Source organism: Achromobacter sp. NCFB-sbj8-Ac1-l, assembly GCF_052695805.1.
Map to the genome: position 1 here is coordinate 2,561,021 of NZ_CP199812.1, position 12,893 is coordinate 2,573,913.

General features: G+C 67.7%; 12 protein-coding genes. 4 read left to right on the forward strand and 8 right to left on the reverse strand.

The window, feature by feature from the left end; translation table 11 throughout:
* Positions 1-2: 2 nt before the first annotated feature.
* The 4 genes from ACUDP5_RS11790 to ACUDP5_RS11805 form a co-directional block, all read right to left on the reverse strand.
* Positions 3-1,169: an acyl-CoA/acyl-ACP dehydrogenase gene (locus tag ACUDP5_RS11790; protein ID WP_263912465.1), complete on the reverse strand. Its 1,167-nt coding sequence runs from the start codon at positions 1,167-1,169 to the stop codon at positions 3-5.
* Positions 1,169-2,404 (reverse strand): CoA transferase, encoded by a 1,236-nt coding sequence (locus ACUDP5_RS11795; RefSeq protein WP_263912467.1) that lies wholly within the window; start codon positions 2,402-2,404, stop codon positions 1,169-1,171. Before ACUDP5_RS11795 ends, ACUDP5_RS11790 begins: the two co-directional genes overlap by 1 nt.
* The gene (locus tag ACUDP5_RS11800) at positions 2,401-3,375 is read right to left on the reverse strand and encodes a Bug family tripartite tricarboxylate transporter substrate binding protein (protein WP_263912468.1); all 975 of its coding nucleotides are present in this window, start codon (positions 3,373-3,375) and stop codon (positions 2,401-2,403) included. The genes ACUDP5_RS11795 and ACUDP5_RS11800 overlap by 4 nt, the downstream gene beginning before the upstream one ends.
* A gap of 97 nt (positions 3,376-3,472) precedes the next feature.
* Positions 3,473-3,889 carry a cupin domain-containing protein gene (locus tag ACUDP5_RS11805; protein WP_263912469.1) on the reverse strand — a complete coding sequence of 139 codons (417 nt, stop codon included), beginning with the start codon at positions 3,887-3,889 and terminating at the stop codon, positions 3,473-3,475.
* A gap of 163 nt (positions 3,890-4,052) precedes the next feature.
* Here ACUDP5_RS11805 and folC point away from each other — a divergent pair, with 163 nt between their 5' ends.
* Genes folC through purF form a run of 4 tightly spaced genes read left to right on the forward strand, consistent with a single transcriptional unit; the run spans position 4,053 to position 8,271 of the window.
* On the forward strand, positions 4,053-5,363 hold the full coding sequence (gene folC, locus ACUDP5_RS11810; protein ID WP_445658824.1) for a bifunctional tetrahydrofolate synthase/dihydrofolate synthase: 1,311 nt from the start codon (positions 4,053-4,055) through the stop codon (positions 5,361-5,363).
* A gap of 32 nt (positions 5,364-5,395) precedes the next feature.
* On the forward strand, positions 5,396-6,232 hold the full coding sequence (locus tag ACUDP5_RS11815) for an SPOR domain-containing protein (protein WP_445658825.1): 837 nt from the start codon (positions 5,396-5,398) through the stop codon (positions 6,230-6,232).
* Positions 6,232-6,720, forward strand: a complete 489-nt coding sequence (locus tag ACUDP5_RS11820) for a CvpA family protein (RefSeq protein ID WP_025138852.1) — start codon at positions 6,232-6,234, stop codon at positions 6,718-6,720. The genes ACUDP5_RS11815 and ACUDP5_RS11820 overlap by 1 nt, the downstream gene beginning before the upstream one ends.
* Before the next feature lie 30 nt (positions 6,721-6,750).
* Positions 6,751-8,271: an amidophosphoribosyltransferase gene (purF, locus tag ACUDP5_RS11825; RefSeq protein ID WP_263912474.1), complete on the forward strand. Its 1,521-nt coding sequence runs from the start codon at positions 6,751-6,753 to the stop codon at positions 8,269-8,271.
* Between the two features lie 68 nt (positions 8,272-8,339).
* Here purF and ACUDP5_RS11830 read toward each other — a convergent pair whose 3' ends face one another.
* From ACUDP5_RS11830 to ACUDP5_RS11845, 4 genes are all read right to left on the reverse strand, one after another.
* Positions 8,340-8,858, reverse strand: coding sequence for a M48 metallopeptidase family protein (locus tag ACUDP5_RS11830; RefSeq protein WP_263912476.1), 519 nt, complete (start codon positions 8,856-8,858; stop codon positions 8,340-8,342).
* Complete coding sequence (locus ACUDP5_RS11835) at positions 8,855-9,346, reverse strand: disulfide bond formation protein B (protein WP_445658826.1); 492 nt, start codon at positions 9,344-9,346, stop codon at positions 8,855-8,857. The genes ACUDP5_RS11830 and ACUDP5_RS11835 overlap by 4 nt, the downstream gene beginning before the upstream one ends.
* Before the next feature lie 90 nt (positions 9,347-9,436).
* Positions 9,437-10,150, reverse strand: a complete 714-nt coding sequence (locus tag ACUDP5_RS11840) for a MarC family protein (RefSeq protein WP_025138848.1) — start codon at positions 10,148-10,150, stop codon at positions 9,437-9,439.
* Between the two features lie 125 nt (positions 10,151-10,275).
* On the reverse strand, positions 10,276-12,879 hold the full coding sequence (locus ACUDP5_RS11845; protein WP_445658827.1) for a [protein-PII] uridylyltransferase: 2,604 nt from the start codon (positions 12,877-12,879) through the stop codon (positions 10,276-10,278).
* Positions 12,880-12,893: the final 14 nt, after the last annotated feature.

Here is a 12,893-nt window from a genome sequence, read left to right on the forward strand (position 1 = left end):
CTTCAATACGATTTCGGCAGCCCCAGCACCTTTTCCGCGATGAAGCACATGATCAGCTGCGGGCTGACCGGCGCGATGCGCGGAATGAAGCTTTCTCGCAGCAGCCGTTCCACGTGGTACTCCTTGGCATACCCCATGCCCCCCAGCGTCATCACCGCCGTCTGGCAGGCGTTGTAGCCGGCCTCGGCCGCCAGGTACTTGGCGGCGTTGGCCGCCGGGCCGCAGGGCTGGCCCGCGTCGTACAGGCTGGCCGCCTTGAACACCATCAGGTCGGCGGCTTCCAGCTGCATCCAGGCTTGCGCCAGCGGGTGCTGGATGCCCTGGTTCTGGCCGATGGGCCGGCCGAACACCGTGCGTTCGCCGGCGTACTTCACCGCCCGGTCCAGCGCGGCGCGGCCGATGCCCACGGCTTCGGCCGCGATCAGGATGCGTTCGGGGTTCAGCCCGTGCAGGATGTATTCAAAGCCGCGGCCCTCTTCGCCGATGCGGTCCGCCACCGGAATGCGCAGGCCGTCGATGAACAGCATGTTCGAGTCGACCGCCTTGCGGCCCATCTTCTCGATCTCGCGCACCTCGATCTTGTCGCGGTTCAAGTCCGTATAGAACAGCGACAGGCCCTGGGTCGGCTTGGCCACCTCGGACAGCGGGGTGGTGCGGGCCAGCAGCAGCATCTTGGTGGCGACCTGGGCGGTCGAGATCCAGATCTTGCGGCCGTGCACCACGTAGTCGTCGCCGTCGCGCACCGCGCGGGTGCTCAGCTTGGTGGTGTCCAGCCCGGCGTCCGGCTCCGTCACCGCGAAGCAGGCTTTTTCGCGGCCCGCGATCAGCGGCTCCAGCCAGCGGGCGCGCTGCTCGTCGCTGCCGAACACCACCACCGGATTCAGCCCGAAGATGTTCATGTGCACGGCGGATGCCCCGGTAAAGCCCGCGCCCGACGCCGCAATGGTCTGCATCATCAGGGCGGCCTCGGTCATGCCCAGGCCGGCGCCGCCGTATTCCTGCGGCATGGCGATGCCCAGCCAGCCGTCGCGTGCCAGGTCCGCATGCAGGGGTTCGGGAAAGCCGCCTTCGCGGTCGCGTTCCAGCCAGTAGTCGTCGGGGTAGCGGTCGCAGATGCGGGACACGGCGTCGCGCAGCGCCAATTGGTCGGGGGTGAATGCAAAGTCCATCAGTCGGTTCCGTCTTGGGTGATGCGGTGAGCGAACAGGGCGGCGATGCCGGCGTCGTCGTAGCCAGCTTCGGCCAGCACTTCGCGGCTGTGTTGGCCCAGCGTGGGGGCCGGGCGGCGCAGGGACGTGGGCGTGCCTTGATAGCGGCCCAGCGGGGCCGGGGTGCGCAGGCGGCCCTCGGTGGGGTGGTCCACGTCCTGCACGAAGCCGGTGGCGGTCAGGTGTTCGTCCTGCAGCAGGTCGTCCACCGTATAGAGCTGCGAGGCCGGGATGTCGGCCCGCGCCAGGTCCGCCAGCCAGGCCGTTGTCGCCCGCGTGCGGATCACGTCGGCGACAAAGGCGTACACCTCGCTGATGTGCGCCGCCCGTGCGCCGTGGGTGCAAAAACGCGGGTCGTCGGCCAGTTCGGGCTGGCCGATCAGGTCGAAGAAATTGCGCCAGTGCTTGTCGTTGTAGATCAGCAGGCACAGGTAGCCGTCGGCCGTGGCGTAGGGCCGGCGGTGCGGCGCCAGCAGCCGCGCATAGCCGGTGGGGCCCAGCGGCGGCTCGAAGGTGGCCCCGCCCAGGTGGTCGCCCAGCACCAGGTGCGCCATGCCTTCGAACATGGGAATCTCCACTGGCTGGCCTTGGCCGCTGGCGCGGGCGTGCAGCACCGCCGACACCAGCGCGATGCCCACGTGCAGCCCCACCGCGCGGTCGGCCAGCGTCAGCGGCGCATAGCGCGGCACGTCGCCGCTTTGCTGCGCCGACAGCGCGGCGATGCCGGTCTGCCCCTGGATCAGATCGTCATAGGCCGGGCGGCCGGCGTAGGGTCCGGCCTCGCCGAAGCCATAGGCGCCCAGGTAGACGATGCGCGGGTTGCGCGCCGCCACCGCTTCGTACGACAGGCCCAGCCTGGCCATGGCCTGGGGCCGGATGTTGTAGAGCAGGGCGTCGCAGCTCTCGGCCAGCCGCAGGCAGGCCTCGCGGCCTTCGGGCGTCTTCAGGTCCAGCACCACCGACCGCTTGTTGCGGTTCAGGTGCAGGTACAGATGTCCCATGCCCGGATTGCGCATGGGGCCGACGGCCCGCATGTTGTCCCCGGCCGGCGATTCCACCTTGATCACGTCGGCGCCCAGGTCGGCCAGCACCTGCGTGGCATAGGGGCCCATCACCACCGAACTCAGGTCCAGGATGCGCACGCCGGCCAAGGGGCCTGTGTCCGGGGTGGGGGGCGTCTGGGTGGCGTGCGTCATTGCTGCTCGATCCCCGCATCGCGAATCAGTTTGCCCCACAGGTCGCGCTGCTCGCCGACAAACTGGGCGAAGGCTTGCGGGGTGCTCGAAAAGGCGTCAAAGCCCAGGCCGGCCAGGCGCTTGCGCACGTCGGGCTTGGCCACCACCTGCTTGATGGCGTCGTTCAGCCTGGCCACTACCTCGGGCGGCATGCCGGCCGGCCCGAAGTAGCCGTTCCAGGAATTCAGGTCGAAATCCGGCACGCCCGATTCGGCCATGGACGGCAGGTCCGGCACGATGGCGCTGCGCTCGGCGGTGGAGACCGCCAGCGCGCGCAACTGGCCCGATTGCACGAACGGCAGGCCGGATGCCAGGTCGGTGAACATGAAATCCACCTGGCCGCCGACCACGTCGGTCAGGCCTTGCGGGGTGCCTTTGTAGGGCACGTGCAGGATGTCGATCTTGGCGCGATTGGCCAGCGTGGCGCCGGCCACGATGCCGGTGCTGTTGCCGCTGGCGTAGGTGATGCGGCCGGGATGCTGGCGCGCATCGGCCACCAGGTCCGCCACCGACTTCCAGGGGCGCTTGGGGTTCACGACCAGAATGAAAGGCAGGTTGCCACCGCGCGCGATCGGCGTGAAATCCTTGACCGGGTCATAGGGAATGTTCTTCATCAGCCAGGGGGCGGCCGAGTGCGAGGTATTGGTCGTGACGAACAGGGTGTAGCCGTCCGGCCGCGCCCGCGCCACATAGCTCGCCGCGATGGTGGCGTTGGCGCCGGGCTTGTTCTCCACCACCACCTGCTGCCCCAGGATGGTCGACAGCTCGGCGCCGAAGATGCGGCCGACGGCGTCGGTGCCCGAGCCGGCCGGGAAGGGCACGATCAGGGTGATGGGCTTGTTGGGGTAGTCCGTCGCCGCGTGTGCGGCGGGCTGGGCCAGCAGCGTGGCGCCGCTGGCGAGCAGGGCGGCAAATAGTCTTAGGGCTTGCATGGGGTTGTCTCCTGATGGGGATGCCGGGCGCGGCTCTGCGGCCGCTGCCTGGTTTTCTTGGGGGGTGGACGGGTTCGTTGCCGGTATCCGCGACGCCTCAGGCGCCGGCCGCGGCTGGCGGGAAATTCCGGATCACGCGGTCGGGCGACTCTTCGTAGGGCGGTGTGTAGATCACCAGCAGGCGGGCGGGCTCGTCACTGGTGACGGTGAACACGTGCGGGATGTCCGGCGGGAAATAGCAGCAGTCGCCCGGGCCCATGTCGGCCCATTCATCCGCCACCTGGGCACGGGCAGTGCCCGACAGCAGGTAACAGACCTGCTCGATGCCCGGATGGGCGTGCGGCAGCGCGCCCTTGCCCTTGTCGATCACGCCCAGCAGGACCTCCACGCCGCGCGCGCCCACCGTGTCCGGGCCGATCAGTCGGCGGTTCAGCGTACCGGTGTGGTTGGCGGGGTGGTAACCCGGAACGTCCGCTTCCCGCACCAGCCAGGCCGGGGTCTTGCGCTGCGTCATGTCTCTTCCTTTTGAGTTTTCATATGTGAATTTATTTTCACGTATGAAAAAAACATCGGCAAGCGATTTTTCCCGGGCGATACCGCTGCACTCCCTGGGGGATTAGGGAAAACACGGGCCGCGACTGTTAAAATTGCGGGCTGACTTCCTTTGCGACCCCGACATGCCTTCTGCCCGCACGCCCGACGCTTCCGCCACCCTGTCCGACTGGCTGCAATACCTGGAATCCATCCACGCCACGGCCATCGACATGGGACTGGAACGCGTCCGTGAGGTGGCTGCGCGCATGGATCTGGCGCTGTCGGGCGTGAAGTTCGTGGTGGGCGGCACCAACGGCAAGGGCTCCACCTGCGCCATGCTCGAAGCCATCCTGCTGGCCGCGGGCTACAAGGTCGGGCTGTACACGTCGCCCCACCTCATCGATTTCAACGAGCGCGCCCGCGTCAACGGCCAGATCGCCACCGATGCGGCGCTGATCGAGCAGTTCGTCGCCGTCGAAGCCGCGCGCGGCGAAACCTCGCTGACGTACTTCGAATTCACCTCCCTGGCCATCCTGCGTCTCTTTGCCCAGTCGCGCCTGGACGCCGTGGTGCTCGAAGTCGGCCTGGGCGGCCGCCTGGACGCCGTCAACATCATCGACGCCGACTGTTCCGTCGTCACCAGCGTCGACCTGGACCACACCGATTGGCTGGGCGACACCCGCGAAAAGATCGGCTTCGAAAAAGCCCACATCTACCGCGCCGGCCGGCCCGCCATCTGCAGCGACCCGGTGCCGCCGCAGTCGCTGCTGGACCACGTCGAGACCATCGGCGCCGACCTCTGGCTGTTCGGCCGCGACTTCAACTATTCCGGCGACCGCCAGCAGTGGGCCTATGGCGGACGTGAACAGCGCCGCGGTGCGCTGGCGTACCCGGCGCTGCGCGGCGCCAACCAGCTGCTGAACGCCTCGGCGGCGCTCGCCGCGCTGGAATCCGTGCGCGACCGCCTGCCGGTGCCCGCGCAGGCCGTGCGCCAGGGCCTCTTGCAGGCGTCACTGCCAGGCCGCTTCCAGATCCTGCCTGGCCAACCCACCATCATCCTGGACGTCGCCCATAACCCGCACGCCGCCGCCGTGCTGGCGCAGAACCTGGACAACATGGGTTTCCATCCCTACACCTACGCGGTGTTCGGCATGCTCAACGACAAGGACCTGGCCGGCGTCGTGGCCAAGCTGGGCGCACGCATCGATCACTGGTTCTGCGCGGGCCTGCCCGGCCCGCGCGGGGGCAGCGGTCAAGCCCTGGCCGACCAGGTCGCCGCCGCCTTGCCTGCCGCGCCCGCTGCAGGGCAGGCGCCGGGCGTGTCCGCCTTCCCGGACCCCGCGCAAGCCTTTGCCGCGGCGCGCGAACGGGCGGGCGAGAATGATAGAATCGTGGTGTTTGGCTCGTTTCTCACCGTGGCCTCGGTTTTGCAGTCGCTGGGCCGCAAGGCGTAAGCAAAAAACACGTAGGCAAGGAATTCTCTCCCATGGGTTTTTTCAATCGCAAAGATCCTGCCGACCAGGCGCAGCCCTCCAAACGGGCGGCGGTGCCTAGCGAGGTCCAGGCGGCGGAACTGCGCGGACGCGCTCGGCGCAGACTGGCAGGCGCCATCGCGCTGGTGCTGGCGGCCGTCATCATCCTGCCCATGGTGCTGGATTCCCAGCCCGTCCCCGTTGCCGACAACATCCCCATCAGGGTGCCGGAACGCAATACGCCGTTCCAGCCGCAGGTGAGCGAACCCCAGGCCGGCGTGGCCACCCCCACGCCCGCGGCGCAGGGCACCGCGCCCAACGAGCCGCCCAGCATTCCCACGCCCCCGCCGGTCACGTCGGCACAGCCGCAGACCGCCACGCCGCCGGCGACCACCCCGCCGGCCACGACGCCGCCTGTTGCCACGCCGCCGGCCGCCACGCCGCCGCGCACGGCCCAGACCCCGCCGCCCAAGCCGGAAACCAAGCCCGAGCCCAAGCCGGCCACGCCCAAGCCTGAAACCCGTTCCGACGACGGTGCCCGCGCGCTGGCGCTGCTGGAAGGGCGCTCCGCGCCCGCCGCTGCCACGCCCGCGCCCAAGCCGGCGGCCGCCAAGGGCAATTTCGTGCTGCAGATCGCCGCCTACACCACGTCCGAAGACGCCCAGTCGCGCCGCGCCAAGCTGCACCAGGCCGGTGTCACCAACGCATTCGTCGAGCAGGCTTCCATCGGAGGCAAGCAGCAGTACCGTCTGCGCGTGGGGCCGTTCCCCTCGCGCGAGGCGGCGCAGGCGGCCCAGGCGCGGTTGCGCACCCTGGGCTATGACAACGGTTTCATTGCCGCCGCCCAGTAGTGACCGGTTTCGACTTCGTCGTGCTGGCCATCCTGGCGGTATCGGGTGTGCTGGGCCTGGTGCGCGGCCTGCTCAAAGAGGTGCTGTCGCTGGTCGCCTATCTGCTGGCCTTCGTGGCCGCGATATGGTGGGGCCCCACGGTCTATACCTGGCTGGAGCCCTATATTGAAACGACGCTGCTGCGCATGGGTGTCTCGTACGCGGTGGTTTTCATTATCGTGCTGCTCGGCGTGGGGTTGGTCAACATGACGCTTGCCGCCTTGATCCGCAGCACCGGACTGGGCCCGGCCGACCACGGCCTGGGCGGCATGTTCGGTCTTGCCCGGGGTCTCTTGATCGTGCTGGCGCTGGTCGCCGCCGCCGGCTATACGCCGTTGCCCCAAGAGCCCTGGTGGCAGGACGCCATGTTTTCGCATTCGGCCATCGAGGCCATCAAACATATCAAGACGTGGCTGCCGCCGTCCCTGGCGACTTGGCTGCCGTATTGATTAGCTTTACATCAACCAGGAAATGTCACCATGTGTGGAATCGTAGGGGTCATCGGGCGCGGGCCGGTCAACCAGCTGCTCTATGACAGCTTGCTGCTGTTGCAGCATCGCGGGCAGGACGCCGCGGGCATTGCGACGTCGCAAGGCAACCAGTTCAATATGTACAAGGCCCACGGCCTGGTGCGCGACGTATTCCGCACGCGCAACATGCGCGCCTTGCCGGGCACGTCCGGCGTGGGCCAGGTGCGCTATCCCACCGCCGGCTCCAGCGCCAGCGAAGAAGAAGCGCAGCCGTTCTACGTCAACGCCCCGTTCGGCATCATGTTTGCCCACAACGGCAACCTGACCAACTGGCGCGAACTGCGCGAATCGCTCTACCGCGTCGACCGCCGCCACATCAACACCAACTCCGACTCCGAAGTCCTGCTGAACGTGCTGGCGCACGAGCTGCAATCCTCGGCCAACGGCGTGTCGCTCGATGACGACGCGATCTTCCGCGCCGTCTCGGCCGTGCACAAGCGCGTGCGCGGCGCCTACGCTGTGGTCGCGCAGATTTCCGGCTATGGCTTGCTGGCCTTCCGCGATCCCAACGGCATTCGTCCGCTGTGCATCGGCCGCCAGGAAACCGACGAAGGCGTCGAATGGATGGTGGCATCCGAATCCGTGGCCCTGGAAGGCAGCGGTTTTGCCTTCGTGCGCGACGTCGAGCCGGGCGAAGCCGTGTTCGTCGACCTGGACGGCCGCTTCGTCAGCCGCCAGTGCGCCGACAACCCCCAGCTCGTGCCCTGCATCTTCGAATACGTCTACTTCGCGCGTCCCGATTCCCTGATCGACGGCGTGTCGGTGTACGACGCGCGCCTGCGCATGGGCGAATACCTGGCCGACAAGGTTGCCCGCAACATGCGCCTGGGCGATATCGACGTGGTCATGCCCATTCCTGATTCCTCGCGCCCGGCCGCCATGCAGCTGGCCGCGCGCCTGAACCTGGACTACCGCGAAGGTCTCATCAAGAACCGCTACGTGGGTCGCACCTTCATCATGCCGGGCCAGGCCGTGCGCCGTAAGTCGGTGCGCCAGAAGCTCAATGCCATCGGCATGGAATTCAAGGGCAAGAACGTGCTGCTGGTGGACGATTCCATCGTGCGCGGCACCACCAGCCGTGAAATCGTCGACATGGCGCGCGCCGCCGGTGCCAACAAGGTGTACTTCGCCTCGGCCGCGCCTCCGGTGCGTTTCCCCAACGTCTACGGCATCGACATGCCCACGCAGAGCGAGCTCATCGCCACCGGCCGCAGCGACGAGGAAATCGCCCGTGCCATCGGCGCCGACAGCCTGGTCTACCAAGACTTGCACGACATGCAGCAGGCCGTGCGGGACATCAATCCCAAGCTGTCGCGCTTCGAAGCCTCGTGCTTCGACGGCGAATACATCACCGGCGACATCACCGCGGAATACCTGGCTCGCCTGGGCCAGTCGCGTGCGGAGCCCGGCGAAGACGAAGGCGCCAGCGGCCTGCAATTCAACATGGGCTACGCCGCCAACGACGCCTGATTGCGGATCTTGCTTCGGCATGCAAATCGCCGCCCCTCGGGGCGGCGATTTTTTTGGGCCGCATGGCCTCACGCCTGGGCGTTGACGTCCCAGAGCGGCTGGCGGGTGGCCTCAAGATGGGTCAGGTACAGCCGCAGGTCGAACTCGTACTGGTGGTACTGCGGTTCCATCAACTGGCACAGGTTGTAGAAGGCCTTGTTGTGGTCCTTTTCCTTCAGGTGGGCCAGTTCGTGCACCGTGATCATCTTCAGGAATGGCTCGGGCACGGCCTTGAACAGCGTGGCCACGCGGATCTCGTGCTTGGCCTTGAGCTTGCCGCCCTGCACGCGCGAGATATAGGTGTGCTGGCCCAGCGCGTGCTGGATCACGTGGATCTTGCTGTCGAACGCGATCTTGCTGAGCGGCGCGCCGTTGCGGATATAGGTGTTCTTCAGGTCCACCACATAGTCGTAGAGCGCCCGGTCGGTGCGCACGTCGTGTGCGCCGCCGGGATAGCGGGCCAAGAGCGCCGGCCCCAGCTTGCCTTGGTCGAGCAGGGTGCGGGCCTGCGCCAGCAACGATTCGGGGTAACCGGTCAGGTACTTCAAAGGGCGCCCGGCCGGCCGCGTCCAAACACGACGGGCAACGCCATGAAGAACAGGATCACGAACAGCGCCAGGCTCCACAGGGCATATTCGATGCCCAGCACCGGCACCACGGCGTCCATGCAGGTGGCGTAGATGCCGAACAGCCAGGGCACGCTGCCGTCCAGGCCGATGCCGGTCATGAAGCGGTCGGCGAAGGTCTGGTCGCACGACAGCATCTTGGCGGCCACGCTGTACTGGTACCACGCCGCGGCCACGCCGGTGGCGGCCAGCAGCGCCGCCAGGCCGCCGCAGACGCGGGTCAGCACACGGCCGCCGCCAAAACCGCCCACCAGGGCAATGACGCCGATCACCAGGTAGATCAGGCGCTGCATCACGCACCAGGCGCAGGGCGGCATGTCGAAGGCATACTGGGAAATCAGGGCAATGCCCACGGCGCCGAAACAGAAGAGGGCGATCAGGCGAAGCAGGCGTTCTGAGCGGGAAGTCATGGTGATTCTGCGTTAAGGGTTCAAAAGGTAAGCCCCGGTCGCGGCAGCCCGAGTCGGGTGCGGCGCGCCGGGACGGCGGATCAGGCAGGCTTAGGCCTTGGGAATCGGAATTGGTTGCATGCCTTGCTGCAGCACGCCCAGCAGCAGTTCGCGCGAGCCTTCCCAGAAGATCTGTACGCCCAGGCACAGCATGATGAAGGCCGACATGCGCATGAACACCGCGGTGCCATTGTCGCCCAGCCGGTGCAGCATCTGCGCCGCAAAGCGCAGGCAGACGTATAGCGTGAGCGACACGACGATGATGCCGGGAATCGATCCGCCCAGCCGCAGCAGGCTCAGCACGTGGTTCTGGTCGCGCAGCGACACGCCCACGGTGATGGCCGCCGCGATCGAGCCGGGGCCGCAGCTGATGGGAAAGGTCAGCGGATAGAACGCTCGCGCCTTGGCCATTTCAGGGGTGAAGGATTCGGCCATGCGCGCCACCCGCTCGGTGTCGGCGTCGGGCGAATTGACCAGACGCCAGGCGCTGGCGATGACCAGCAGGCCGCCGCCCACCCGCACGATCGACAGCGAGATGCCGAAAAAGCTCAGCAGCACGTTGCCGGCCACCATGGCCACGATCAGCATCAGTCCGACATTCACGGCAACCCGCTTGGCCAGCACCGTGCGGGTGGCCGAAGACGCGCCTTCGGTCAGCGACAGGAAGATGGGGGCGATTGCCGGCGGATTCAGGAATGGCAACAAGGTCGCCAGCGCGAAAAAGAAGCTGGTACCCAGGACACGCAAGTATTCGTTGAGCTCCATCGCAGGGCATCGCCAAGCCGAAAACCGGATTGTATGCGGTCAGCGGCGCGCTGGCGATGTGGGAAGGGGGGGGGGGGCGCCGGCTCGCATGCCGCCACGGGCGGGCGGCATGCGGGCCGTGGCCGTCAGGCCGCCTGCTGGCGCGCGTCGTCGCCGGCCAAGGCGTCCAGGATGTCGCGTTCGAACTGCATCTGGCTGCGCGGGCGGGCCAGCGCCGAGCCGTCGACGATGAACACGTCTTCGACCCGGTCGCCCAGCGTCATGATCTTGGCCATCAGCAGGTTCACCTCGTGCTGCGCGAACACGCGCGCCAGCGCGTGCAGCAGGCCGGGGCGGTCGGTCGCGGTGACCGACAGGCGCCACGACGTGCTGCGTTCGTCAGGCTGCAGTTCGGCTTGCGGCATGATGGGGAACACCCGCGACATGCGCGACTGGCGCCCGCGCCCGTAATAGCCGCCGCGGCTGGGCTGTGCCTGGGCCGCGCGGGGGTCCTTCAGGCGTTCGGCCAGTTCATGCTCGACCAGCGTGGCCTGTGCCCGCAGGTCGCTGGCGCCTTCGGGCAGCAGCACGATGAAGCTGTCCAGCGCCCAGCCATGGCGGGTGGTGTGGATGCGGGCGTCCTGCACCGACAGCGACTTGGCGTCGAAATAGCCGCAGATGGCCACGAACAGGTCCGGCACGTCGCGGGTGTACACCATGATCTGCAGGCCTTCGCCCTGTTCGGTGGGGCGGGCGCGCACCACGGCCTGGGCGGGCGCCACCTGGTGGTACAGGTGGCGGGTGTGCCAGGCGATGTCCGAGGCGTCGTGACGCAGGAAGTACGCCACGTCCAGCTGGTTCCAGAAGGCTTCGCGGGCATCGTCGCGCAGGCCGGCCAGGCGCGTCAGGCGGGCGGCTTCTTCCTTGCGTTCGGTCAGCACCGTGTGGGCATCGGCGTGGGCGCCGCCCAGGGCGGCCAGCGTCAGCTTGTACAGGTCTTCGAGCAGCTTGCCCTTCCAGGCGTTCCAGACCTTGGGGCTGGTGCCGCGGATGTCGGCCACGGTCAGCAGGTACAGCGCGGTCAGGTGGCGCTCGTCCTTCACGGTGGCGGCGAAGTCCTGGATGACCGCCGGGTCGGACAGGTCGCGCTTTTGCGCCACGGCCGACATGAGCAGGTGCTGGCGCACCAGGAATTCCACCAGCCGGGTGTCTTCGGGCTCCATGCCGTGGTCTTGCGCGAACTTGCGCACTTCGCGCGCGCCCAGTTCGGAATGGTCGCCGCCGCGGCCCTTGGCAATGTCGTGGAACAGCGCCGCCACGTACAGCAACCAATGACGGTCCAGCCCGGCGATCAACTGGCTGGCCAGCGGATATTCCTGGGCGTGCTCGGGCATGGTGAAGCGGCGCAGGTTGCGCACCACGGCCAGCGTGTGCTGGTCCACCGTGTAGGCATGGAACAGGTCGTGCTGCATCTGGCCGACGATGCGCCGGAACACCGGCAGGTAGCGCGGCAGGATGTTCAGCATGGTCATGCGGCGCAGCTCGTGCACGATGCCGCGCGGCTGCTGCAGGATCTGCAGGAACAGCTTGCGGTTGACCGGGTTGCGGCGGAATTGCGCGTCGATGCGGTGGCGCGAATGCCAGATGGCGCGCAGCGTGCGCGCCGACATGCCGGTCAGCTCGGGGTGTTGCTGCATCACCAGGAAGGCGCGCAGCAAGAGCGTCGGGTTGCGCTCGAAGCCGTCGTCGCGAATGATATCCAGGCGGTCGCGCAGGTTGCGGAAATCGTCGTCGATGTCGCGCGCATCGCTGTCAGGACGGGGAAACAGGCGCTCTTCGATGTTCTGCACCAGGATGCCGTTCAACTGCGTCACCAGGCGCGCGGCCCAGTAATAGCGCTGCATCAGCAGTTCGCTGCCGCGCCGCGTGGCGGTGGCGTGGATGCCATAGACCTCGGCCAGCGCGGGTTGCAGGTCGAACAGCACGCGGTCTTCGCGGCGGTTCGACAGCAGGTGCAGCTCGATGCGCAGGCGCTTGAAGGCCTGTTCCGCCTTGCGCAGGTCGCGCGCCTCGGACGAGGTCAGCAGGCCGGCCTGGGCCACTGCGCGCCAGTTGTTGCCGAAACCGGCCGCCCGCGCCATCCACAGGATGACCTGCAGGTCGCGCAAGCCCCCGGGCGATTCCTTGCAGTTCGGCTCCAGCGCGTAGGGCGTGTCGTGGTAGCGGGCGTGGCGCTGCTGCATTTCGACCCGCTTGGCGCGGAAAAACGCACGCGGGTCCAGCCGCGACTTGGTGGCCGCGTCGAATTTCTTCATGAGCGCGCGGCTGCCCGCCAGCCAGCGCGATTCCAGCAGCGCGGTCTCGACGGTGATGTCGGCGTCGGCCTCGCGTTCGCAGTCTTCGATGGTGCGCACGCTGTGGCCGGGTTCCAGCCCCAGGTCCCACAGCGCGGCGACCAGGCGTTCGATGGCCGATTCGTCGTCGGTGGTGGGGGCGTGGGGCAGCAGGATCAGCAGATCCACGTCCGAGTGCGGATAAAGCTCGCCGCGGCCATAGCCGCCCACCGCTGCCAGGGTGGCGCCCGCCGGCAGCGGGCAGTGCTTGATCAGGTCGCGCAGCGCCGCATCGACGATGCGGCGCAGGTCGCCCAGCAGCGTGTCGGGACGCTCGTGTTCACGGAACTGCGCCACGGCGGCACGCCGGGATTCCTGGATGCGTTCGCGCAGGGCAGTGAGAATTTCGGCGGTCATGGTGGCAAGCCGCC

Coding starts and splice junctions, on each gene's coding strand:
- ACUDP5_RS11790 (WP_263912465.1), bottom strand. CDS start 1,169: ATGGACTTTGCATTCACCCCCGACCAATTGGCGCTGCGCGACGCCGTG.
- ACUDP5_RS11795 (WP_263912467.1), bottom strand. CDS start 2,404: ATGACGCACGCCACCCAGACGCCCCCCACCCCGGACACAGGCCCCTTG.
- ACUDP5_RS11800 (WP_263912468.1), bottom strand. CDS start 3,375: ATGCAAGCCCTAAGACTATTTGCCGCCCTGCTCGCCAGCGGCGCCACG.
- ACUDP5_RS11805 (WP_263912469.1), bottom strand. CDS start 3,889: ATGACGCAGCGCAAGACCCCGGCCTGGCTGGTGCGGGAAGCGGACGTT.
- folC (WP_445658824.1), top strand. CDS start 4,053: ATGCCTTCTGCCCGCACGCCCGACGCTTCCGCCACCCTGTCCGACTGG.
- ACUDP5_RS11815 (WP_445658825.1), top strand. CDS start 5,396: ATGGGTTTTTTCAATCGCAAAGATCCTGCCGACCAGGCGCAGCCCTCC.
- purF (WP_263912474.1), top strand. CDS start 6,751: ATGTGTGGAATCGTAGGGGTCATCGGGCGCGGGCCGGTCAACCAGCTG.
- ACUDP5_RS11835 (WP_445658826.1), bottom strand. CDS start 9,346: ATGACTTCCCGCTCAGAACGCCTGCTTCGCCTGATCGCCCTCTTCTGT.
- ACUDP5_RS11840 (WP_025138848.1), bottom strand. CDS start 10,150: ATGGAGCTCAACGAATACTTGCGTGTCCTGGGTACCAGCTTCTTTTTC.
- ACUDP5_RS11845 (WP_445658827.1), bottom strand. CDS start 12,879: ATGACCGCCGAAATTCTCACTGCCCTGCGCGAACGCATCCAGGAATCC.